The sequence below is a fragment of the Cystobacter fuscus genome, from assembly GCF_044360685.1.
In the GTDB taxonomy this organism is placed as follows: domain Bacteria; phylum Myxococcota; class Myxococcia; order Myxococcales; family Myxococcaceae; genus Cystobacter; species Cystobacter fuscus_C.
Genome location: NZ_CP043491.1, coordinates 11,110,933 through 11,132,139, shown reverse-complemented (window position 1 = coordinate 11,132,139; position 21,207 = coordinate 11,110,933). Strand labels below are relative to the sequence as shown.

20 protein-coding genes are annotated in these 21,207 nt (G+C 70.1%); 6 read left to right on the top strand and 14 right to left on the bottom strand.

Annotation, left to right across the window (positions count from 1 at the left end; translation table 11 throughout):
• Positions 1–32: 32 nt before the first annotated feature.
• Positions 33–956, bottom strand: a complete 924-nt coding sequence (gene yedA, locus F0U63_RS45500) for a drug/metabolite exporter YedA (RefSeq protein ID WP_395841160.1) — start codon at positions 954–956, stop codon at positions 33–35.
• Positions 957–1,217: 261 nt separating this feature from the next.
• On the opposite strand from yedA, the gene hrcA reads away from it, so the two are divergent.
• The gene (gene hrcA / locus F0U63_RS45495) at positions 1,218–2,249 is read left to right on the top strand and encodes a heat-inducible transcriptional repressor HrcA (protein WP_095991187.1); all 1,032 of its coding nucleotides are present in this window, start codon (positions 1,218–1,220) and stop codon (positions 2,247–2,249) included.
• A 35-nt stretch (positions 2,250–2,284) separates the two neighbouring features.
• Here hrcA and F0U63_RS45490 read toward each other — a convergent pair whose 3' ends face one another.
• The 4 genes from F0U63_RS45490 to F0U63_RS45475 all read right to left on the bottom strand — a co-directional run bounded on the left by F0U63_RS45490 (position 2,285) and on the right by F0U63_RS45475 (position 5,402).
• Positions 2,285–3,286, bottom strand: a complete 1,002-nt coding sequence (locus tag F0U63_RS45490) for a lipid kinase (RefSeq protein WP_395841157.1) — start codon at positions 3,284–3,286, stop codon at positions 2,285–2,287.
• Between the two features lie 131 nt (positions 3,287–3,417).
• Complete coding sequence (locus tag F0U63_RS45485) at positions 3,418–4,128, bottom strand: HAD family hydrolase (protein WP_395848529.1); 711 nt, start codon at positions 4,126–4,128, stop codon at positions 3,418–3,420.
• Between the two features lie 71 nt (positions 4,129–4,199).
• Positions 4,200–4,967, bottom strand: a complete 768-nt coding sequence (locus F0U63_RS45480; RefSeq protein WP_395841155.1) for a hypothetical protein — start codon at positions 4,965–4,967, stop codon at positions 4,200–4,202.
• Between the two features lie 84 nt (positions 4,968–5,051).
• Positions 5,052–5,402: a hypothetical protein gene (locus F0U63_RS45475; protein WP_395841153.1), complete on the bottom strand. Its 351-nt coding sequence runs from the start codon at positions 5,400–5,402 to the stop codon at positions 5,052–5,054.
• Positions 5,403–5,575: 173 nt separating this feature from the next.
• Here F0U63_RS45475 and F0U63_RS45470 point away from each other — a divergent pair, with 173 nt between their 5' ends.
• The 5 genes from F0U63_RS45470 to F0U63_RS45450 are packed head-to-tail and all read left to right on the top strand — an operon-like array spanning position 5,576 to position 12,035.
• Entirely contained in the window at positions 5,576–6,562 is a 987-nt protein-coding gene (locus tag F0U63_RS45470; RefSeq protein WP_395841150.1) for a site-2 protease family protein, read from the top strand.
• Complete coding sequence (locus F0U63_RS45465) at positions 6,559–7,719, top strand: hypothetical protein (RefSeq protein ID WP_395841148.1); 1,161 nt, start codon at positions 6,559–6,561, stop codon at positions 7,717–7,719. Before F0U63_RS45470 ends, F0U63_RS45465 begins: the two co-directional genes overlap by 4 nt.
• 5 nt (positions 7,720–7,724) lie before the next feature.
• Positions 7,725–9,017 (top strand): ATP-binding protein, encoded by a 1,293-nt coding sequence (locus F0U63_RS45460; protein ID WP_395841146.1) that lies wholly within the window; start codon positions 7,725–7,727, stop codon positions 9,015–9,017.
• Positions 9,014–9,574, top strand: a complete 561-nt coding sequence (locus tag F0U63_RS45455; protein WP_395841144.1) for a response regulator transcription factor — start codon at positions 9,014–9,016, stop codon at positions 9,572–9,574. Before F0U63_RS45460 ends, F0U63_RS45455 begins: the two co-directional genes overlap by 4 nt.
• Positions 9,575–9,584: 10 nt before the next feature.
• On the top strand, positions 9,585–12,035 hold the full coding sequence (locus tag F0U63_RS45450) for a PAS domain-containing protein (protein WP_395841142.1): 2,451 nt from the start codon (positions 9,585–9,587) through the stop codon (positions 12,033–12,035).
• Between the two features lie 3 nt (positions 12,036–12,038).
• On the opposite strand, the gene F0U63_RS45445 is transcribed toward F0U63_RS45450, so the two are convergent.
• The 9 genes from F0U63_RS45445 to F0U63_RS45405 all read right to left on the bottom strand — a co-directional run bounded on the left by F0U63_RS45445 (position 12,039) and on the right by F0U63_RS45405 (position 21,081).
• A complete protein-coding gene (locus F0U63_RS45445) occupies positions 12,039–12,593 on the bottom strand; it encodes a glutathione peroxidase (protein WP_395841140.1) in 555 nt (184 codons plus the stop codon).
• A 48-nt stretch (positions 12,594–12,641) separates the two neighbouring features.
• Positions 12,642–13,988 carry a DUF6986 family protein gene (locus F0U63_RS45440; protein ID WP_395841138.1) on the bottom strand — a complete coding sequence of 449 codons (1,347 nt, stop codon included), beginning with the start codon at positions 13,986–13,988 and terminating at the stop codon, positions 12,642–12,644.
• 9 nt (positions 13,989–13,997) lie between these two features.
• Positions 13,998–14,339 carry a hydroxyisourate hydrolase gene (uraH, locus tag F0U63_RS45435; RefSeq protein WP_395841136.1) on the bottom strand — a complete coding sequence of 114 codons (342 nt, stop codon included), beginning with the start codon at positions 14,337–14,339 and terminating at the stop codon, positions 13,998–14,000.
• The gene (uraD, locus tag F0U63_RS45430) at positions 14,336–14,848 is read right to left on the bottom strand and encodes a 2-oxo-4-hydroxy-4-carboxy-5-ureidoimidazoline decarboxylase (protein ID WP_395841134.1); all 513 of its coding nucleotides are present in this window, start codon (positions 14,846–14,848) and stop codon (positions 14,336–14,338) included. The genes uraH and uraD overlap by 4 nt, the downstream gene beginning before the upstream one ends.
• Positions 14,845–15,861, bottom strand: coding sequence for an allantoicase (gene alc / locus F0U63_RS45425; protein WP_395841132.1), 1,017 nt, complete (start codon positions 15,859–15,861; stop codon positions 14,845–14,847). The genes uraD and alc overlap by 4 nt, the downstream gene beginning before the upstream one ends.
• Before the next feature lie 27 nt (positions 15,862–15,888).
• Positions 15,889–17,250: an allantoinase AllB gene (gene allB / locus F0U63_RS45420; RefSeq protein WP_395841130.1), complete on the bottom strand. Its 1,362-nt coding sequence runs from the start codon at positions 17,248–17,250 to the stop codon at positions 15,889–15,891.
• On the bottom strand, positions 17,247–18,701 hold the full coding sequence (locus tag F0U63_RS45415) for an FAD/NAD(P)-binding protein (protein ID WP_395841128.1): 1,455 nt from the start codon (positions 18,699–18,701) through the stop codon (positions 17,247–17,249). The genes allB and F0U63_RS45415 overlap by 4 nt, the downstream gene beginning before the upstream one ends.
• Positions 18,702–18,813: 112 nt before the next feature.
• On the bottom strand, positions 18,814–19,563 hold the full coding sequence (locus F0U63_RS45410) for an Imm52 family immunity protein (protein ID WP_395841126.1): 750 nt from the start codon (positions 19,561–19,563) through the stop codon (positions 18,814–18,816).
• Positions 19,564–19,572: 9 nt separating this feature from the next.
• On the bottom strand, positions 19,573–21,081 hold the full coding sequence (locus F0U63_RS45405) for a Tox-REase-5 domain-containing protein (protein WP_395841124.1): 1,509 nt from the start codon (positions 21,079–21,081) through the stop codon (positions 19,573–19,575).
• Positions 21,082–21,207: the final 126 nt, after the last annotated feature.

Sequence of the window (21,207 nt, the reverse complement as noted above, 5' to 3'; positions counted from 1 at the left end):
CATGGCTTTTTGATGCCGGAGAAGAAGCCGCTTCACGCCCGGGCGCGAGTGATGAGCACCACGGAGCCGAGGATGGCGCCCATGGCGACGAGGCCACCCAGGCTCAAGGACTCGCCCGCGAGCGCGACACCCAGGAGCACCGCCACCATCGGGTTGACGTACGCGTAGCTCATGGCGAGCGCCGGCCGCGTGTGGCGCAGCAGGTAGCCGTACGCGCTGAAGGCCACGAGCGAGCCGAAGATGACGAGGTAGGCGAAGCTGAGCAGCGCCCGCGTGGACGGCACGGCCGTGAGGTGCTCGCCCCGCAGGAGGCTGACCAGCAGGAAGAAGGCACCGGCGGTGAGCATCTGCGTGGCGCTGGCCATCAGCCCCCCGGCGAGCGGCAGCCGGCGCGAGATCACCGAGCCCAACGCCCAGCTCATCGGGCCCACCAACAGGGCCAGCGTGGCCCAGGTGTTGCCGCGCAAGTCATTGCCCATGTTGAGCACGATGAGGCCGCAGAAGCCGATGGCCAGTCCCCAGCGCTCGGCGCGTCCGGGCCACTGGCCCATCAGCCCGCCGAAGAGCGCCGCCCACAGCGGCACGCTGCCCACCACGAGCGCCACCACTCCCGAGGACACCCACTGCTGGGCGAACACCACGGCGCCATTGCCCAGGAGCAACAGCAGCACGCCCATCACCGCGCCCCCCGCCCACTGCCGGGCCGTGGGGTTCGCCGCGCCGCGCAAGCGCAGTGCCGTGTAGAGGATGAGCCCCGCCGTCAGGAAGCGCACCGAGGCCATCAGGAAGGGTGGCAGGCCGCCCTGGAGCGCCCAGTGCACCGCCAGGTACGTCGAGCCCCAGATGACGTAGAGCGCGAAGAGGCAGAAGACGAGCAACGCGCGGCTGCCCTCCGCCAGGGGCGCGGCGGTGGGCAAGTTCGAGGAGGCAGTCGTGGGCGAAGACAGGGTGGCCAAGGCGCGCTGCTTCTAACGTGCCTCCCGCCACCCCGCGATGTGTGCCCCCGGCGTACCCCGCCGCTGGTTCCTCCACCCGAACGCCGCTCTCCTGCCCGCTGAAGGTTCGACCTCCGAGCGCTCGGGTCCGGGGCAACCGGGGAGAAGGGGATTGAACCGTTCTCGCCGCCTTTTTAAACTTTCAGTGCACCCGCGGCGGGCCGTGCCGAGAGCCTGGGCGCAACCATCGTCACCGCACCGTCACCAGGGAATGTGAGCAAGATGTCCGAGGAGCTGGGCGATCGCGAGAAGGAAGTCCTCCGTGCCGTCGTGCAGGAGTACATCACGACGGGCGGGCCCGTGGGCAGCCAACACCTCGCGCGCAAGCCCGAGTTCGACGTGTCCTCGGCCACGCTGCGCAACGTGCTGGCGGACCTGGAGGAGCTCGGCTTCCTCGAGAAGCCCCACACCTCGGCCGGCCGGGTGCCCACGGACCGCGGCTACCGCTTCTACGTGGACACCCTGGTGCGCTTGAAGGATCCCGGTCCGCGCGATCGCGAGCTCATCCACGCGGGGCTCACCCACGAGGCGGGTATGGAGGAACTGCTATCGGAGGCCTCGCGCCTGCTTCACGCGCTCACCCGGCACGCGGGCGTCGTCGTCACCCCGCGCCCGGACGCCGCCGTGTTCCACCGCATCGAGTTCGTGCGCCTGCGCGAGGATCGCGTCCTCGCCATCCTCGTGGGGCAGAACGGCCAGGTGCAGAACAAGCTCCTCACGGTGGACTTCCCCGTCACCTCGGACGAGCTGCTCAAGGCGAGCAACTACCTGTCCGAGCTGCTGCACGAGGTGACGCTGGAGGAGGCACGCGAGCGCATCCGCTCCGAGCTGGACCACGAGCAGGCGCTCTACAACGCGCTCACGGCCAAGGCGCTCAAGCTGGGCGCGGCGGCCACGGATCTCCAGACGGGCGAGCGCGTGCTCATCGAGGGCACCGGCTCGTTCCTGGAGCAGCCCGAGTTCGCCGACGTCGAGCGCATGCGCGCGCTCTTCAAGGCGCTCGGGGAGAAGCACAAGCTGCTGTCGCTGCTCGACCGGGTGCAGCGCGCGCGCGAGATGCAGATCTTCATCGGCACCGAGAGCGACTTCTCCTCGGCGGGCGATGTGTCCGTCATCGCGAGCCCCTACGGCAGCCGCGAGCAGGTGCTGGGCACGGTGGGCGTCATCGGGCCCACGCGGATGAACTACCAGCGCATCATCCCCCTGGTGAACTTCACCGCCCAGGCGCTCTCGCTGGCGCTCGACAAGGCGTAGGCCCCCCAGGCGACTTCAGCCACCCCCGGGCTTCTTCAGTGGGGCCCGGCCGGGTGCGCGGGCACGAAGACGCGCAGCGCCGAGGGCGCGAGCTCGAAGCGCACGGGCGTCTGGCCAATCATCTCCCCGTCCGCGTTGACGTCCTGAGGAGGCGTGGCCTCCACGAGGATGCGCGGCCCGCTCAACGCCTTGACGGCGGGGTGGGCCAGGTGCTCGCCCCGGCGCACGGTGAGGGCCACGCGCGCCAGCGTGGACATGTCCTGCATGTGTCCGAGCCCCGTGCCCTCGCGGCCCGCCTCGGCGGAAGGCGCCGAGATGACGTAGGCGTCCAGCAGATGATCATCGAGCGTGGCGTCGGGCGTCACCATGTTGCCCGCGCCGTGGTAGCGGCCATTGCCCACCACGAGCTGGAGCACGTTCTGCTCCAGCTCCTCCGTGTCGGTCACCACGCGGACGCGAAAGGGTTGGTGCTCCCAGAGCTCGGCGGCGGCGGCCACGGGGTAGGCGAGCTTGCCCACGCGGCGCTTGAGCTCGGGGGTGAGCCGCTTGGCGATGGCCGAGGCCAGGCCAAGGCTCACCGCGTTGAGGAAGGGGTGGCCGTTGGCGAGCCCCACGTCCACGCGCGCGGTGTAGCCCGCGGCGATGACGTCGCAGGCGGCCTCCAGCGTGGGCTCGATGCCGAGCGAGCGCGCGAAGTCGTTGCCCGTGCCCAGCGGCAGCACGCCGAGCGTCACGTCCTGGCCGAGCAGGGGTTTGATGGCACAGTTGAGCGTCCCATCTCCGCCGCCCACGAGGATGCGCCGCACGCCGCCCGCCACGGCCTCGTGCAGCAACTGCTCCATCTGCTCGTGGTCCTGGACCTCGTGGCTGGCCGTCAGGCGGATGCCCCGGGCCTCGAGCGCGGCGAGCGTGGCCGACAAGGCCTCCCCGCCCATGCGCGAGTTGGGATTGAGCAGCAGGATCGCGGGCCCCTCATCGAGGGACACGCGCTCGGGGCTCGCGCGGAGCGCGGCATCTGGATGGATCTCGCTGTTCATGCCCGTTCAAGCTGTGCATCGGACGGCGGTCCAGCCAGCCGACAGCGGGGAATCCAGCGGGTGTGCCGTCATCCACTCCCAGGCACACCGAGCGGGAGGAGCGCGCCACCTGCACGCTCCTCCTGCCAGCGTCAGCGCGACTCCTCGTCCTTGGAGGACAGGGACTCGGCCGTCCACGGCCACGTGTTGGGCGAGGACTCGTAGCGGGCCAGCAGCTCCGCGGGATCCTTGTAGATGTCCCGGCAGCCCGCCGTGCGCAGGTCGTCCTCGGGGAAGCCGCCGCAGCGCAGCCCCACGCTGGCCAGCCCCAGCTTGCCCGCGGCCAGCGCGTCGAAGGGCGTGTCGCCAATCACCACCACGCTGTGCGGATCCGGCCGGCCCAGCCGCTCCATCGCCGCGTCGAAGATGTCCGGATTGGGCTTCGTCTTCGACACGTCGCCCTTGGACGTCTCGCCGTGCGTGAGCCCCTCGATGCGGCACAGGCGCACGTAGCGCTCCAGCTCGTCCTCGTTGGCGCTCGAGGCGAGCACCAGCTTCAGCCCGTCCTGGCGCAGCCGCTGGAACAGCTCGCGCACCTGCGGGAAGGGACGCAGCTTGGGCATGAACTCGCGCTTGAAGAGCGCGGAGCGGTAATCGCTCAGCTCCTGGCCGAACTTCTCCAGCTCGTCCTCGGTGAAGAAGACGGGCAGCAGTTGATCCGCGCCCTTGCCAATCTGACTGCGCACGTGAGCGAAGGGCACATCCCGGCCGAACTCCAGGAAGGCACGTCGCCAGGCCTCGGCGTGCTCGTCCACGGAATCCACCAGCGTGCCATCCACATCGAAGATGACGTTCTGCACCAGCGCCATACCGTCGCACTCCTTCCGGGAGAAGGTGGGGATGGCCCTGAAGGGGTTCAACCCGGAATAATTCGCTAGGGGCTTCCCTGGGGAGCGAATGTCTTGGAGCCGACATTGTAACCCCCTGGCGCGGTGAGTGCGAAGGTCTCCGCGGGCAGCACGGGGTTGAGCTCCACACGGGTGAGGACGGTCTGGGCCACCTGCTGGGTGCCTGCCCACTGGGTCAGCCGCCGGGGGACGCACAAGTCCAGGTCCGGCTCGCACTGCTCCTCTTCCACCCGGAGTTCCGAGAGCGCCTCGCCGCTGCGCATGCGCTTGCCGAGGAAGTCCAGGGCGGGCCAGCGCAGCACGTACGTCACCTCCACGTCGCTGCCCGCGGGCTTCACCGTCAGCTCCACGGCCTCGGGGCCCCGCGGGTGCGAGGCGCGGCGGGCCGTCACGCCCTGGCCCGGCAACAGCGGCGCGCGGAAGCCCTCGGGGACGAAGGGGGCGAAGAGCTGGGTGAGCACGCCCATGCGCCGCTCGGGCGTGAGCGTGTCCTCGTAGGTGAAGAAGCGGCGCGCCCCGTCATCGCGCTCCACCAGGCGCTCGCCGTCCCAGGCGAAGGTGCGCGAGGCGGGCGCCCCGAGCGTGCCCAGCATCTTGAGCGGGGCGCGGTAGGCGAACTGGAAGTCCATCGTCTGGGCCCCCTCGGTCGCCGTGCCCGCGAGCACGTAGCTGGTGAGCTTGCCGTCGCGCGTGGCCAGGCGTTGGCGCACGCCCGTCAGCAGGGCGGACGGGTCTTCTCCCCGGCGGCAGCCAGTGAGCACGAGCAGGACGAGGACAAGGAAGCGAGCGGGCATGTGCATGGGCCCAAACAGAAGAAGGCCCCACTGTCGCCAGCGGGGCCTTCGAAGAACCCTCCGTGCGGGACGGAGAGCGGGGAACTACTTCACCGCCACGCCGGTGGCCGTGGACAGCGGGAAGGCGATGATGGTGCCGGTGAGGGCGAAGATGCCGTGACGCGGCGTGGTGCTGGCGTCGAGCAGCTGCACCTTGTTGCCGCCCATGGCCTTGGCCTCGCTGACCAGCAGCCGGTTCACCACCGTGTCCAGGTCGCTCTGCACCAGGTCGATGACGTGGAAGATGGCGGTCAGGCCGAGGGCGGTGCCCTGGATGACGGCGATGGGCTCGCCACCGGTGGCCGCCACTTCATTGCCGGAAACCACCGCGGTCTCCACGCTGGTGCACGCCACGAGACCGCTCGCCAGAACCGCCGCAACAATCGCCTTCTTCATCGTGTGTTTCCTCCGAAACGCTCAGGCTCAGAGCCCCCGTCGAATGAAGCAAGCCCTCGACGAGTTGCTCGGCCTTCGAGTGGCGTGGGGGTCGTAGCAAAGGCCGCTTTCAAGTCAAGCAATGGATGGGCGTATTGAAATGCCCGGAACGGGTTGCTACCCCGTGATTCCCCATGGAGCGCGTCAACGTCCGTCCCGCCACCCACCGTCTCTGGCTCCACCTGCTGCTCTTCGTGCTCACGGTGGGGACGACGTCCTTCACCTTCGACCGGGCCTTCCCCAGCGGCCCCCTGCCGGATGCCGCGCGGCTCGCGCACGCGCTCACCTTCAGCGCCGCGCTGCTGTCCATCCTCGGCGCGCACGAGATGGGACACTACGTGCTGGCGCGTCTGCACGGGGTGGACGTGTCCCTGCCCTACTTCATCCCGCTGCCGTACCTGGGCGTGGGCACGCTCGGCGCCGTCATCCGCATCCGCGCCCCCATCCCCACTCGCAACGCGCTGGTGGACATCGGGGCGGCCGGGCCGCTCGCCGGACTGGCCGTGGCGCTCCCCCTGCTCGTCTGGGGCCTGGCCCACTCCGAATGGATCGACGCCCCCCCGGTGTCCGATACCGGCTTCCCCGGCTCCACCTCGCTGTGGAGCCTGGGGCGCCTGGCCGTGGAATGGGCCGGGGTGCAACTGTCGCTCCTGCCCGCCCCCGCCGAGGAGCCCTTCTTCGGCCACCAGGCCATCATCTTCAGTGACAGCCTGCTCATGCGCGGCCTCAAGGCGCTGGTGCTCGGACCCCTGCCACCTGGCCGGGACATCCAGGAGCACCCGGTGGTCATCGCCGGCTGGTTCGGCCTGCTGGTGACGGTGCTCAACCTCATGCCCGTGGGCCAGTTCGACGGTGGACACATGGCCTACGCCCTCTGGGGCCCTCGCGCCCGGTGGGTGGGCAAAGCCATGGCGCTGGTGCTTCTTTTCCTCACCCTCTTCTACACCGTCACCTGGGCGGTCTGGCTCCTGGTGGCCACCAGGCTGGTGGGCTTCGGTCATCCCGAGCTCACCCACCCCGCCGAGCCTTTGGGCTTCGGGAGAAAGCTGGTGTGCGCGCTATGCTTCCTCGCCCTGGCGGGATGTGCCATGCCCGTGCCTATCCGGATGGTGATCTGGTGAAGTACTTCTGTGAGGCGTGTGAGCGGCTCGTTCCCCCGGCGGCGTTCCGGGTGGAAGACGGTCTGCTCGTGCTCAAGTGCTCGCGCTGCAAGGTGGAGATGCGCGGCGCCATCGAGCAGGACGAGGGCGCGGCCCCGGCTCCGGCCGCCAGGAAGTCGGACAAGTCGGACGGGGGCGGACCCATCATCGCGCTCGGACAGGACGAGGCCGAGCCGGATCCCATCGAGAACGAGCCCACCCGGCGCATGGCGGTGCCCGCGGAGCTGCTGCAGGCCATCGAGGAGGAGGCCCGGGAGAACCGCCGCAAGAAGGAGAAGGGCGCCTCCAAGGACAAGGAGAAGCAGGACAAGGCGGCCGAGCCCGTGAAGCCGCCCGAGCCCGTGAAGGTGGCCGAGTTCCTCAAGGCGCCCGCGAAGCCGTCCGAGTCCGGGGCCGCCAAGGACAAGTCCTCCCGTCCGTCGTTGTCCGATGCGGCCGGGGCGAACCTGACGGTGTTGCGCTTGTCGGACGTCCAGCAGCCGCCGCGCACGCGCACGCCATCCGAGTCCCCCTCCGTGCCCCCGTCCGAGCCGCCGCCTCCGGCCGCTGCGCCCCCGGCGCAGGGCGCGCGCGCCTCGAGCAGCTCGCTGCGCGTGGTGCGCGACACGGGCTCCATGCCCTCGGTGGGCGCGGGCTCCTCGGTGTCGGAGGACGCCTTCATGCCCCCGGCGGGCTTCTGTCCCAAGTGCATCGGGACGCGCAAGGAGGGCTCGGTGGTGTGTCCCTTCTGCGGACTGGACTTCGCGCGCTACCGGCAGGACGACTTCCGCCCCTCGCCCGTGGTGTCCTCCACGTGGCTGGGCGTGCTGGAGCTGTGGGACAGCAAGAGCGCCCATGACAAGGTGCTCGCGCTGGCGTCGGAGCGCGGGGAGCTGCCGGCGCTCGGCCGGCTCTACCGCATCCGCCTGGCGCGCCATCCCGAGGACGCCATGGCGCTGCGCGGGCGCGAGGAGGTGCTGCGGCTGGCCTCGGCCGGCTCGGTCCTCCTGGCCACGCCGCCGCCGGACAAGGGCACGAAGTTCCGCATGGCCGCGCTGGGCGTCTTCCTCTTCATGCTGCTCATCCTGCTGGTGGCCATGGGCGTGCGCGTGTGGAAGCTCACCTTCGGGGCTCCGTAAACCCGGTGCGCGACGCCCACGCCATCGATCTGTCGTGGCTGCTGCGCCTGCGCTGGGGCGCCATCATCTGCCAGGTGGCGCTCGTGCTGGGGGTGCACTTCGGCCTGGGCCTGTCCCAACAACTCGTGCCCCTGTTCGCCACCATCGCCGTGGCGGTGGCGAGCAACACGGCCCTGGCCCTGTGGGAGCGGCGGCGCGAGCGCGCTCCCCCCGAGGTGGTGCCCGCGGCGGTGATGGCCCTGGACGTGGTGCTGCTCACGGTGTTGCTGGCGCTCAGCGGCGGTGCCTTCAACCCCTTCAGCGCGATGTACATCGTGCACATCGCGCTCTCGGCGGTGGTGCTGCGCGCCAGGTGGACGTGGGCGCTCACCGCCCTGGCCATCATCTGCTTCGGCGTGCTGTTCGTGGACACGCCCCATCACCACATCCACGACATGCGCATGCACCTGCAAGGCATGTGGGCGGCGTTCGCGCTGGCCGCGGCCTTCCTCGTCTACTTCGTGCGGCGGGTGACGGGGGCCCTGGCGGCGCGCGAGGCGGAGCTGGTGGCGGCGCGCGCGGCCTCGGCGCGTCACGACAAGCTCACCGCCCTGGCCACGCTCGCGGCGGGTGCCGCGCATGAGCTGTCCACGCCTCTGTCCACCATCGCCGTGGTGGCGCGCGAGCTGGAGCGCCACCTGCCCCGCACCCCCGATGCGGCCGGCTCGCTCGAGGACGTCCAACTCATCCGCGGCCAGGTGGCGCGCTGCCGTGACATCCTCGCGCAGATGGCTGCCGACGCGGGCGCCAGCCAGGGCGAGGCGCTGGGCTCGCGTGCGCCCGCGTCCCTGGTGGAGGAGGCGCTCGGGGGACTGCCCGGCAGCGAGCGGGTGCGCGTGGAGATGGAGGAGCGCGCCCGGCACGAGCGCACGCTCGTCCCCGCGCAGACCTTCGTCCGGGCGCTGCGCGGCGTGGTGAAGAACGCCCTGCAGGCCTCGCCGCCGGAGGCGCCCGTGCACCTGCGCCTGTCGTCCGGGCCGGAGGCATGGCGGCTGTCGGTGGAGGACTCGGGCGCGGGCATGCCGCCCGAGGTGCTCGCGCGCGCCGGGGAGCCCTTCTTCACCACCAAGGCGCCCGGCGAGGGCATGGGGCTCGGGCTCTTCCTCACGCGCGCCATGTTGGATGGGCTGGGCGGGCAGCTCTCGCTCCAGTCCACCCCGGGCCAGGGCACGCGCGTGGTGCTGAGCTGGCCCCTGGCCGGGGTGCGACAATCCGCCGCGTTGTCTCCGGGGTCCTCCTCGACACAAGTGGCTCCATGACGAGCCCCAATCCCCAGCTGTCTTCCGCTCCCACGTTGTTGCTCGTGGACGACGAGGCGGTGTTCCGTGAACGCCTGGCCCGCGCCTTCCGCGAGCGTGGCTTCGAGGTGGGCACCGCCGGCTCCTACGAGGAGGCGCTCGCCCAGGCCACGCGCGAGTCGCCCGAGGTGGCGGTGGTGGACCTGCGCATGCCCGGCCGCGGCGGCCTGGAGCTCGTGCGCGCCCTGCACGCGCTGGACGGCTCCACCCGCATCATCGTCCTCACCGGCTACGGCAGCATCGCCACCGCGGTGGAGGCGATGAAGCTCGGTGCCTTCAACTACCTGCCCAAGCCCGCGGACGTGGATGATCTGCTGCTGGCCTTCTCGCGCGGCCCGGGCGAGGCCGCCCACGTGACGGAGGACTTCCAGCCTCCCTCGCTCGCTCGCGCCGAGTGGGAGCACATCCAGCGCGTGCTCTCCGACTGTGGGGGCAACATCTCCGAGGCGGCGCGGCGGCTGGGCCTGCACCGGCGCTCGCTGCAACGCAAGTTGCAGAAATACCCGCCCGCCCAATAGGCACAGGTGCATGGACAGTGACGAACACGAGCTGGAGCGTCAGGCCGTCGAGCGGATGTTCCCGGGCGGAGGCCAGATGGGCGCCCGGATGCGTGCCACCGACTGGGCCTCGACGCCGCTCGGTCCCGTGCTCGCCTGGCCGCGTGAGCTGCGCGCCTGCGTGGGCATGGTGCTCGCCAACCACTTCCCCATGAACCTGCTGTGGGGGCCGGACCTCGTCCAGCTCTACAACGACGCCTACATCCCCCTCATGGGTGACAAGCATCCGGCCTACCTGGGCCGCCCCTGCCGCGAGGGGTGGCCGGAGGTCTGGCTCCAGCTCGAGCCCCGCTTCCGGCAGGTGCTCGACTCGGGCGAGTCCAGCACCCGGGCCAAGCTGCTGCTCTTCCTGCATCGCCACGGCTTCGTCGAGGAGTGCTACTTCACGGATTCCTATGCCCCTGTCTGGGGGCAGGGCGAGCAGGTGGCGGGGGTACTCGTCACCGTGGTGGAGGACACCCAGATGCTGCTCGCCGAGCGGCGGCTGCTCGCGCTGAGGGATCTGGCCACCGAGACCGCCGGAGTGGGCACGTCGCGCGAGGCCTGCGAGCGCATCGCGGACGTGCTGCGGTTCCACTCCGCCGATGTGCCCTTCGCGCTGCTGTACCTGTGCGAGGGCCACGATCGGCGCGCCCGCCTGGCCCTCGCCGTGGGGCTGGAGGCGGGGGGAGTGGCCAGTCCGAAGGAGATCGTCCTCGACGCCTCCGTCCCGAGCCCCTGGCCCCTGGCCGCCGCGCGGTCCGAGGCCCTGCTGCGCGTGGACCTGCGAGCCCGGGCGGAGCGCCTGCCGGGGGGTCCCTGGCCGGAGTCGCCGCGCGAGGCGCTCGTCCTGTCGCTGGGCATGGGGGAGTCGTCACCGCCGTTCGGCTTCCTGGTGCTGGGCACCTCGCCCCGTCTGCGGCTGGATGGGCCCTATCAGGACTTCCTGCGGATGTTGGCGGGGCAGGTGTCCACGCTCCTCTCCAGCGTGCGCGCGCGCGAGCGGGCCGAGCGGGAGCAGCGCGAGGCCCATCAGCGCATCGCCGACATCCTCGAGACCATGGGCGACGTCTTCCTCGCCGTGGACAAGGACTGGCGGCTCACCCGCGTGAATTCCATGCTCGAGCGGATGGCCGGCAAGCCCCGGGGGCAACTGGTGGGCCGCATCCTCTGGGAGCTGTGGCCGCATCTGCGCCTGCCCACCCGCGACTACTGGGCCGAGTACCACCGGTGCATGCACGAGCGGGTGCCGGTGCGCTTCCTGGACCACTACGAGGAGCTGAATTCCTGGCTGGAGGCCCGGGCCTATCCCACGCCGGACGGCGGCATGGCCGTCTTCCTGCGTGACGTGGGAGATCAGAAGCGCGCCGAGGCCGAGCTCGACCGCATCTTCACCCTCTCCAGGGAGCTGCTGTGCGTGTCGGGGCTCGACGGCTACCTCAAGCGCATCAACCCCGCGTGGGAGCGCACCCTGGGCTGGAGCGAGGCGGAGCTGTTGTCCATGCCCCTCGCGCGGCTCATCCATCCCGAGGACCTGGCGGCCCATGCCGCGACCGTGGAGCGGTTGCGCGAGGGCAAAGAGGTGACCCAGTCGGACATCCGCATGCGGCACCGCGACGGCACCTGGCGCTGGCTGTCGTGGAGCATCACCTCCGAGCCGCACCAGGGTCTGTTGTTCTCGGTGGCCCGGGACGTGACGGAGGCCAAGCGCCTCGCCGCCGACATGAAGGGCCGCGCCGACTTCGAGCAGCAGCTCATCGGCATCGTCAGCCATGACCTGCGCAACCCCCTGAGCGCCATCACCCTGGGCGCGCAGGCGCTCTTGCGGCACGAGACCCTGGACGCGCGAGCCACCCGCACCGCCGTGCGCATCCTCTCCTCGGCCGAGCGTGGCACCCGGATGGTGAGGGACCTGCTCGACTTCACCCAGGCCCGCCTCGGCGGTGGCCTGCCCATCCGGCCCGAGCCCATGGACCTGCACCTGCTCACCCGGCAGGTGCTGGACGAGGTGCAGATGAGCTTTCCGGAGCGCGACTTCCAGCTCTTCCAGCAGGGAGAGGGCCGGGGCGAGTGGGACGGCGACCGGATGGCGCAGCTCATCACCAACCTGCTGACGAACGCGGCGAAGTACAGCCCGGCGGGCACGCCCATCACCATCTCGACGCGCGGCGGTGCGCCGGGGGTGGAACTGGAGGTCCACAATGGTGGAACGCCCATCGCGCCCGAGGTGCTCGCGCGCCTCTTCCAGCCCATGCAGCGCGGGGATGGCCCGAGCGCGACGGCCTCGCGCAGCGTGGGCCTGGGGCTCTACATCGTGAAGCACATCGTGGATGTGCACGGCGGCCACATCGACGTGTCGTCCACCGAGGCCGACGGCACCGCCTTCCACGTCCGCCTGCCTCGCCGGCCGCCCTCCTCCTCGAGGGCGGAGCGGACCTCCTGACTCTCAGGCCCGGGCGAGCTCCGCTTCGATGGCCTGGGTCAGCGCGGGGTCATCCGGGGTCGTGTCCGGGGAGAAGCGCGCCACCACGTCACCCTGGCGGTTGATGAGGAACTTCTCGAAGTTCCAGAGGATGTCGTTGCTCTTCTGCTGCTTCATGCCGTGCTTCTCCAGCCGGGCGCGCATGGAGCTGTTGGTGGGAAAGCGCGCCTCGGGGAGCGTCTCCGTCAGGTGCTGGTAGAGCGGGTGCTGGCCCTCGCCCTTGACGACGATCTTCGAGAACATGGGGAAGTCGATGCCGAACTTGGAGCGGCAGAAGTCCTGGATCTCCGTGTTGGTGCCCGGCTCCTGGGCGCCGAACTCATTGGCGGGAAAGCCCATCACCACCAGCCCTCGGGCCTGGTAGTTCTTGTAGAGCTTCTCCAGGCCCTCGTACTGGGGCGTCAGTCCGCACTGCGAGGCCACGTTGACCACCAGCAGCACCTTGCCCTTGAAGGCGGCCAGCGAGGTCTCGGTTCCGTCGATGCGCTTGAGCGGCAGGTTCGCGATCTTCTCGTTCATCTGGGTTCTTCCCTTGGGTGAGAGGGTGATTCAGGCGGTGAAGGCCACTTATTCGGGAGGACGGCGGCCCTGGAGGATGCGGAGGAACGAACGGCCGCGCAGCTCCTCCAACGTCAGGCCCGTGGCGCGCGCTTCCTCCTCGGTGACGGCGCCGCAGGCCAGGCCGCGCAGGAAGGAGTTGAGCAGCCCCTGACCCGTGGCCGCGTCGTCGAACACCTCGCCCAGCCGCGTGGCCCGGGCCGCCTGCTCCACGAAGGACTTGAGCCGGCGCGAGGCCACCTCCAGTCCCTCCAGGAAGAAGGCGTACACGGCCGCGTAGCGCACCGGGAGCTGGGCCGGGTGCAAGTCCCACCCCTGGTAGAAGCCGCGCTCCAGGGCGTGGCGCGTGTTGGTGTACATGTGCCGCCACGCGCGGTGCACCACCTGGTGGTTCTCCTCGCGCTGGGCCTCGGTGAGCGGGTGGGCTCCCGGCTTGTGGGGCGCCACCGGCAGCACGTTCGTCGGGCCATCCGAGAGCGCCACGCCGCTGCCCGCCAGCGACACCTGCATCACGTTCCGGGCGAAGTCACATGCCGGGTGCGAGAGGTCCTGCTGCGCCGCGGTGATGTGGAGCGAGGCCGTGTAGTCATACGGCCCGAGGTGCGCCGCCACGCAGCGCCCATGTGCCGCCTCCACGAGCGCGGGCAGCGCGAGGCGTCCGTCCGGCGTGTAGAGCGCCCGGGGCGTCTCCACCATCAACTCCAGCTTCAGCGCGCCGGGCTCCAGGCCGTAGTCCGTCTCCAGCAACTCCAGCATGCGCACGAGCGCCGTCACTTCCTGGGGGAGGGAGACCTTGGGCAGGGTGACGACGAACCCCGGCGGGAGCCGTCCCCCGGTGCGATCCAGGAGCGTGCCGAGGAAGAGCCCGAGCGTGCGCGCGCTCCGGTCGAAGAGCTCCTCGGTCAGCGCCTTGACGCGGATGCCGACGAAGGGCGGCAGGGTGCCCTCCGCGAGGCCCCGGGCCAGCGCGATGGCGGCGCTGGTGGCATGGCCATCCTCCTCCTCGTCCGGGCGGTGGCCGTAGCCGTCCTCGAAGTCGATGCGGAAGTCCTCCACCGGCTCGCGCTCGAGCTTGGTGAGCACGCGCGCGTGGACCCGCTCGGCGAGCGCCTCGTCCAGACCGAGGCACGCGGCGAGCGCGCGGCCATCCGGCGCGTACTCGCGCAGCGCGTTCACGGCCGTGCGCCCCATCTTCTGGGCCGTCTGCGCGGTGAAGAGGTGGGCGCCGCCATACATCGTGTGCACGGGCTGCCGGCGCGGGGAGGCTTCCGGGTGGTGGCGCTCGTACGCCAGGTGGGCGTGGGCCAGCGCCGCGCGGGTGATGGCGAGTCGCTCGGAGGAGAGGGGAGAGCTCATGGCGAGAGGTCAACTCCCCCGGTAGGTGGAGTAGCCGAAGGGGCTGAGCAGCAGAGGGACATGGTAGTGCTCCTCGGGGGCGGCGAGCTCGAACACCACGGAGACATACGGGTAGAAGCCACGCAGGGCCTGGGCGCGGAAGTACTCGCCGGTGTGGAACGTCATCCGGTAGACGCCGGGCTCCAGCCGGGTGCCGGTGGGCAGGAAGTCGCGCACGCGGCCATCGGCGTTGGTGGTGCCCCGGGTCAGCTCGTGCCAGCCCTCGGCGGACTGGAACTCCAGGGTGATGGGGACGCCCGCCGCCGGGCGGCCCGACTGCGTGTCGAGGACGTGGGTGGACAGGGTGCTCATGGGGACGAGAGAAGCTTCTCCAGGCGGATGCGGGTGATTTTTCCCTGCTCCCCCGCCGCGACCCGCAGCTCCTGGTCCGGCGGGTTGTTCATGCGCTCGCGCAACAGGCCGAGCATCTCGCGGGCGCTCTTGCCCGTGGCGCACACGAGGAAGATGAAGCCGAAGCGCGCCTCGTACTCGCGGTTGCCATCGGCGAGCGCTTGAATCACGTCCTCGCCCGCGTCCCGCATGCCCTGCTGCTCCTGCTCGCTCCAGGCGCCGGTGGCCTTGAACTTCTCGCGCAGCCGCGACACGTCGCCGATGCGCGGGTGGTGCGTCATCGCCTCGCGCCAGTCCTCGGGCCCCGTCTGGGCCCAGAGCGTCTCGGCGCGCTCGTACAGCGCGGCCTCGCTCGGGAAGGGCCGCGCCTGGGCGAGCGCCGCGGCCCAGCGCTTCGAGCCGCAGCAGCGCGAGAACTCCGCCTGGGCCTCTTCGGCGGACAGCCCGTTGAGCCACGCGAGCCGGCTCACGCCGCCCGTCCGTGCACCCGGAGCCGGCTGATGCCTCCGTCCGGGAAGATGTTGAGCCGCACGTGGGTGAAGGGGCCCTTCTCGCGCAGCTCCTGCTCGTAGAAGTGGCGGTGGCTCGCCTGGAGCTTGGTGCGCGGGAGGATCTCCTGCCAGGAGATGTCCTTGGCGTTGGCGAAGTCGAGGATGTCGTCCTTGAGGAAGCAGCCCTCGAGCGAGCAGGTGTCGGGGAAGTTGCCCTTGAAGTGGTTGGTGTCCACCTCCACGCGCTGCACGGTGCCGGCGGTGGCGAGCTTCACGACGATCCAGTCGAAGCCCGGCACGCGCTTGCGGCGCGTCTCCCAGCCATCGCCCATGGTGGGCGCGCGGCCGGGGAGGATGAGGTTGTCCTTGGGGCCGAAGAAGGAGTCGTTGCAGGTGACGACGATGCCGCCGTTCTCCGCCGCGGCCAGGTCCACCAGCTCGCTTCCGCGCAGCTTCTCCAGGTCCGGCCGTACCACGCCGTGCACGCGGAAGCGCGCCACGCCACCATCCGGGAAGATGTTCAGGCGCACGTGCGTCCAGCGCGCCTCGCTCGCCACGGGGAGGTAGTTCTGCGTGCCGCCGTGGAGCTTCGTCCTCGGGACGATGGGCGTCCACGCGGCGTCCACGAGCGACTCGGGCGTGACGTCGCCGCGCGCCTCGAGCGCGTCCACCGAGGCGTACTCGGGGAAGTTGCCGACGAAGTGGTTGGTGTCGACGTTCACGCCGCGGATGGTGCCGGGCAGGCCGAGCTGGATGATGCAGAAGTCATGGCCCGGCACGCGCTTGCGGCGCGTCTCCCAGCCGTCCATCCACTTGCCGAACTCGGTGTACTTGTCGGGGATGAAGACGCCGCGCCCCGGCTTGAGCAGGTTCTCCTTGGGGGCGAAGAACTCGTCGTTGGCGTAGAGGGCACGGCCGCCGACCTTCTCGGCGGCCAGATCGATGAGCTCGGCGAAGGCGACACGCACCTTGCCTTCCTCGGGTGTCTGCATGGTGGGGCTTCTCCTCGAAGGGCTACCTTATTCCACGCGCCGCGCCGTGGAAGGGCGGCGAATCCACCGGCCCGTGGGAGCCGGCGGCGGCTCGCCCCGAGTGTGGACCTTCTGACCTCGCACCCAGGTGTGCTCCACCACGCCCACCAGCGCGCGGCCCGCGTAGGGGGTGAGCTTGTGGCGGTGCAGCACGCCCGAGGCGTCGGGAGTGAAGGAGGCGTCGGGGTCGAAGACGAGCAGATCCGCGTCCGCTCCCGGAGTGAGCGAGCCCTTCACGCCCGTGAGGCCGGTGAGCCGGGCGGGCGCGTGGCACATCCAGCGCACGAGCTGCTCGAGTCCCTGGCCGCGCTCGCGCATGCCGGTCCACACGGCGGGAAGGCTGAACTGGAGCGAGGCGATGCCACCCCAGGCACGGCCGAAGTCCCCGTGCTCCAGGTGCTTGAGGGCGGGGGTGCAGGGCGAGTGGTCGGACACCACCATGTCGATGTCGCCGCGCGCCAGGCCCGCCCACAGCTTCTCGCGGTTCTCCGACTCGCGGATGGGGGGCGCGCACTTGAACCAGGTGGCGCCGTCGGGGATGTGCTCCGCGTCGAAGGTGAGGTAGTGCGGACACGTCTCCACGGTGAAGGGCAGGCCCTCCTTCTTGGCGGAGGCGATCTCCCCGAGCGCGTCCGAGGAGGACAGGTGCACGATGTGCACGGGGCCGCGGTGCTTGCGGCACAGCTCCACCATCATGTGGATGGCGTCGTCCTCCCACTTGCGCGGGCGCGAGGCGAGATAGCTCCGGTAGGTGCGCGTGTCGCCCTTGGGCGGCTCTTCCGAGGCCGTCAGCTCCGCGTGGACGATGAGGGGCACGCCCCGGCGCGCGAGGATGGGCATGGCGCGCTCGAGGTCCTCGCGCGTCACGTGGGGGAACTCGTCCACGCCGGACTGGATGAGGAAGCATTTGAAGCCGGCGACACCCGCGTCGATCATCGCGTCCAGCTCGCCCGCGTTGCCGGGGATGACGCCGCCCCAGAAGCCGTAGTCGATGGCGCAGTGGCGCTCGGCGGCGGCGGCCTTCTGGGCGAGCGCCTCGCGCGAGGTGGTGGCGGGGATGGAGTTGAGCGGCATGTCCACCACGGTGGTGATGCCGCCGGCGGCCGCGGCGCGCGTGGCCGTCTCGAAGCCTTCCCACTCGGTGCGTCCGGGCTCGTTGATGTGGGCGTGGCTGTCCACCACGCCGGGCATGATGACCTTCTGCCCCACGTCCGTCACCGGCAGCCCCGTAGGTACGTCCTTGGGGCCGACGAGGGCGGCTACCTTGCCGTCGCGCACCACCACCGCGGCCGGGCGCACGCCCGTGTCCGTGACGACGCGCTCGCCGCGCAATACCCAGTCCTGGCTCATGGCTCGAACTCCTTCAGGTCGAACTTCATCAGCGAGTCGAAATAGGCGTCCTTGTCCTCGAGGTACAGCTGCCGGGTGATGCCCGCGACGAGCCGGGGCAGGCTGTACTTCATGCCGGAGATGCTCGCGCCGCCGAAGCCGAGCGAGAGCAGACAGCCGAAGGTGTAGTTGAAGACGGAGCCGAGGTAGGGGGCGCGGCCGGGCACCTTCTCCTGGAACTCGAAGCCGGGGCCCAGGTAGGGGTGGCGGGCGAGGTCCGCGTGGGCCTCCTGGGCAGGCGGGGTGTAGCGGTCCTTCCACAAGGCGATGTCGCCGATGAGGTGGGCCAGCTCCGGGCGCAGGGACAGGTCCGTCACCGTGCCGCTGCCGACGATGAGCTTGTCGAAGGTGAAGGTGGCCTGGGGCGTGGTGACCTGGGCCTTTCCATTCACGGCCTGGACGTCCTGCCAGGGGCTCTCCGCGTGGAGGAAGAAGTGGGGGAGGGCGCGGGCGCGGTGGTAGGTGTCGTGCGGGGGGAGCTGCCCCATTTCGAGGATGCGGCGGATGAAGCGCCAGCGGTCCGCGTCCGGCAGGTCGGCGTGGTGCTTGAGGAAGCCGACGAACTCGGCCCAGCGGTAGGCGTTGACGGTGGGCAGCGTCTTGCGGCGGTAGAAGAGGTGCACCTCGGCGGCGCCGCGCTCCAGGGCGACGGAGGCGTTGTCGAAGGCCGAGGCGCCCGCGCCGAGCACGCCGATGCGCTTGCCGCGCAGGGCCTCGAAGTCGATGTCATCGCGGGTGTGGAGCCAGAGCTCGCGGGGCAGGCGGGCCACGTTGGCGGGAGTCTCCCAGCGGCCCGAGCCGTCGATGCCGGTGGCGAGCACCACCTTGCGCGCCAGCAGCGTCTCCTCGGGAGCGTCCTTGGGGGCGTTCTTGTCGGTGGAGCGGACGGGGACGGCGAAGCAGCGCTCCTCGGGGAGCCAGGACAGGGCGCCGACGCGGGTGTGGCTGCGCACGGGGATGGAGAGGACGTGGCGGTACCAGTGGAGGTAGTCGGCCCACAGCTCCTTGGGGACGAAGCCCACTTCCTTCCAGGCGTCCTCGCCGAACTGGGCCTCGTACCAGGTCTGGAAGCAGAGGTTGGGGAGGTTGAGGTCGGGGCCGGTGAGGTGCTTGGGGGTGCGCAGGGTGTGCATGCGCGCGAACGTCTTCCAGGGGCCTGAGAGGCCGGGGGCGGAGTCGTCCACGACGAGGAGGTTGTTGACCTTCTCGCGCATGAGGCCGAAGGCGGCGGCGAGGCCGCTCTGGCCGCCGCCGATGATGAGCACGTCGAGGATGGGGCGGCCGTCGCTCGCGTGGCGGGAGAGGACCCAGGGGCGCTTGGGGTACTCGAGGCGCTCCAGGTCCCGGCGGATCGAGGCTTCGAGGGTGGACAGACCAGACGCGGACTTCGCGGCGGGGGACGGGAGGCTCATGGGGGAGTCAAATCACGCTCCGCGCCTCGGGCCAATGGCATGGGGGGGCAGTGTGGGCTGCTGGTCAGCAGGCGCGGGGTGCCTGCTTCCCTGGCCCCCTGGGAGGACTGGCTCAGGAGTCTTCGCTGGAGGGTTCGGGTTCCGGACGTTCGATGAGGCCGGCCCGGTCGAGCAGTTGGCGGATGCGGGCGGTGAAGGCCACGTGCTCGGGGTTGCTGGCGGTCATGGGCTCAGGGGAGAGAACGAGGAGCCAGCCGAGGGTGCCCACCGGCTCGATGCGCACGGGGGCGGGCAGCGGGGGCAGCGTGCCCAGACGGCGCGACAGGTACGTCAGCCAGCCTACCCGGACCTCTGGTTTCCGTTTCTCGATGAGACGCACCATCTCGGTCGAACTGGCCATGGCGAAGTCGGGGTCCCACGCGGTGGCCATGGCGGTAAGCACATCAGTGAGTACTGGCACGCGCAGAAGCCGATTCCTTATTGCGCCTTTACTGGGTGGGCTTAGCAGGCAAATGTTGGGGCCACCCCATGGCGAATATTTTCCACAAGAAAGGTGGAGGTCGGTGGCCTCTTCCTTGGCATTCCACATGATTCGGCTGAACCCCAGATCCTCGATGACCTTCTTGCCGACGTCCGTTCGATTCCTGCTCTGGAGAAAGAGTTTCTCCAACTCCTTTATCTCCGGGTGGACAGGGTGGCCCGGCAGCTCGCGAGGGAAGCCCCGGCCCGCGCGGTACCATTGGGTGAACGACGGGTCACATCGCGCCAGCATGTGGAAGAAGAGTTCCGCGCGTCGGGCACACTCCAGCGCTGTCTCCTTTCTCGGACCCCAGTACGCTCCGACGTAGTAGCTCTCGTCCATTTCTGCTCCCTATCGCATGGGTGGCGTATGGCGGACGGTCGTGTTGTTCCATCCACGCTTTTCAAATTCCTTACTGAGGAACTGCGCGACTTTGGCATCGGCGACATGCCAGATCAATGGCAGCCCTTTGTGTTGAGCCCGCCTTTTCTGTCTCTCTGCTTGGCTCATCATCTCGTCGAATTTTCCGGAGCTCCTGTACCAGGACTTGGGTGTGCCATCCGGGTTGAAGAACGAGCAATAGCCGGGACCCTTGGCCTCGAGTAGTTCCATGCCGTTGAAGCCGTCGAACTCCAGCTCTTCAATCATGTACACGTACCATGCTGGTCGTCCCGTGATCTGTTCCTGATACTCCAGGGCTCGCGTGGACTCGGTCGTGGGCTTCTTGTAGGTCCACTTGCCGGGACCCTTTGCCGCGGCCGTCTGGGCAGACTTCCCCTTCTTGCCACTCGCGCCGCCAGTGCGCCTCTGTCCTCTCCCCGCCATGTGCAGGAGGGAGAGGTCACCCAGCGCCATGCCCCCAGTGGCGGTGCTTGCCGCTACGGCCGCTCCGCCCAGCACCAGCTCCCCCTTGGCCGTGAGGGACAATACTGGCAGTTCCGCACCCAGTCCGCCCATGCGCCCCAGGGTGGCCTCCGCTCCTCCGAGCAGCATGAGCACGTGCGTGGACAGGCGCGCCGCCTCGCGAATCTGGTCCTCCCGGGACATGGCCCCGTAGCGCGCGAAGTACTCGGGCGAGGAGGCGATGAGGCTCGCCACCGTGGTGGGCAGTTGGGCCAGGTCCTCCACGGTGCGGATGGGATGGAGGAGGGAATGGGCCGTCGCCACCACCATCTCCCCCAGGGCGACCTGGGCTCCATCCAGCGCGGCGCTGAGCCAGTCCTTGCCCAGGCCCAACTCGCCAAGGGGCGGGACGTCCACCCGCCGCAAGGCCTCGTTCACCGGATAGAAGACGCCACCTCGCGAGAAGTAGAAGTCTCCCACCGCGAGGCGCCCCACCCGCCACTCGCCCTCCACGAGTTGGAGCTGCCCCAGGCGCTGCAGGGGCGTGCCGGTGAGCGCGGTCGCCAGGTAGCCATCGGGTCGCACCATCACCAGCAACCAGAAGCGCTCGGTCCGCCACTTCAAGTCGGCGTACTCCACGCGCTCTCCTCCCGCGAGCACCTCGCGCAGCAGCCAGCACAGCACCCGGCGCGGGGCGAAGTTCCGGTAGGTCACGGGCGTCCTGGTCAACTGCGCCAGCAGTTGACGCGCCTGCCCCAGGTAGAGCGCCGCGCCCGCCGGGTGCCGGGCTTCTTCCCCGAGGCCACTGGCCTCCTGCACCACCTGGAAGGGGTCCGCCGTGTCCTCGAGCAATCCGCCGGAGCCTCCCGCCGCCTCTCCGGCCATGGGTGTGGCCTCGGGCCACTGGGGTGTGGTCGAGGCGATCCTCGAGGGAGGGCCGAGGCCGTTGGTCAGGCTCCCGCCCGAAGCGCCCGTGGCGCACCCTGTCAGCAGCACGACCACCGCCAGAGCCAGCAAGACCCCTCCGATTCGAGGGCTCGGGAGACGAAGCGCCGCGAGGGACGACGGCCTCGTGTCGGGTGCATGACGTGTGTTCTTCACGAGCACCTGGAGTGTCAGGGGAACCGCGGTGCGGTCAATCAC

What these genes read in the sequence shown, in the direction of transcription:
- F0U63_RS45410 (WP_395841126.1), bottom strand. Translation starts at nt 19,563, where the DNA reads ATGGACGAGAGCTACTACGTCGGAGCGTACTGGGGTCCGAGAAAGGAG.
- F0U63_RS45470 (WP_395841150.1), top strand. Translation starts at nt 5,576, where the DNA reads ATGGAGCGCGTCAACGTCCGTCCCGCCACCCACCGTCTCTGGCTCCAC.
- F0U63_RS45450 (WP_395841142.1), top strand. Translation starts at nt 9,585, where the DNA reads ATGGACAGTGACGAACACGAGCTGGAGCGTCAGGCCGTCGAGCGGATG.
- F0U63_RS45455 (WP_395841144.1), top strand. Translation starts at nt 9,014, where the DNA reads ATGACGAGCCCCAATCCCCAGCTGTCTTCCGCTCCCACGTTGTTGCTC.
- F0U63_RS45440 (WP_395841138.1), bottom strand. Translation starts at nt 13,988, where the DNA reads ATGAGCTCTCCCCTCTCCTCCGAGCGACTCGCCATCACCCGCGCGGCG.
- F0U63_RS45475 (WP_395841153.1), bottom strand. Translation starts at nt 5,402, where the DNA reads ATGAAGAAGGCGATTGTTGCGGCGGTTCTGGCGAGCGGTCTCGTGGCG.
- alc (WP_395841132.1), bottom strand. Translation starts at nt 15,861, where the DNA reads ATGCAGACACCCGAGGAAGGCAAGGTGCGTGTCGCCTTCGCCGAGCTC.
- F0U63_RS45415 (WP_395841128.1), bottom strand. Translation starts at nt 18,701, where the DNA reads ATGAGCCTCCCGTCCCCCGCCGCGAAGTCCGCGTCTGGTCTGTCCACC.
- uraH (WP_395841136.1), bottom strand. Translation starts at nt 14,339, where the DNA reads ATGAGCACCCTGTCCACCCACGTCCTCGACACGCAGTCGGGCCGCCCG.
- hrcA (WP_095991187.1), top strand. Translation starts at nt 1,218, where the DNA reads ATGTCCGAGGAGCTGGGCGATCGCGAGAAGGAAGTCCTCCGTGCCGTC.
- F0U63_RS45445 (WP_395841140.1), bottom strand. Translation starts at nt 12,593, where the DNA reads ATGAACGAGAAGATCGCGAACCTGCCGCTCAAGCGCATCGACGGAACC.
- F0U63_RS45490 (WP_395841157.1), bottom strand. Translation starts at nt 3,286, where the DNA reads ATGAACAGCGAGATCCATCCAGATGCCGCGCTCCGCGCGAGCCCCGAG.
- F0U63_RS45480 (WP_395841155.1), bottom strand. Translation starts at nt 4,967, where the DNA reads ATGCCCGCTCGCTTCCTTGTCCTCGTCCTGCTCGTGCTCACTGGCTGC.
- allB (WP_395841130.1), bottom strand. Translation starts at nt 17,250, where the DNA reads ATGAGCCAGGACTGGGTATTGCGCGGCGAGCGCGTCGTCACGGACACG.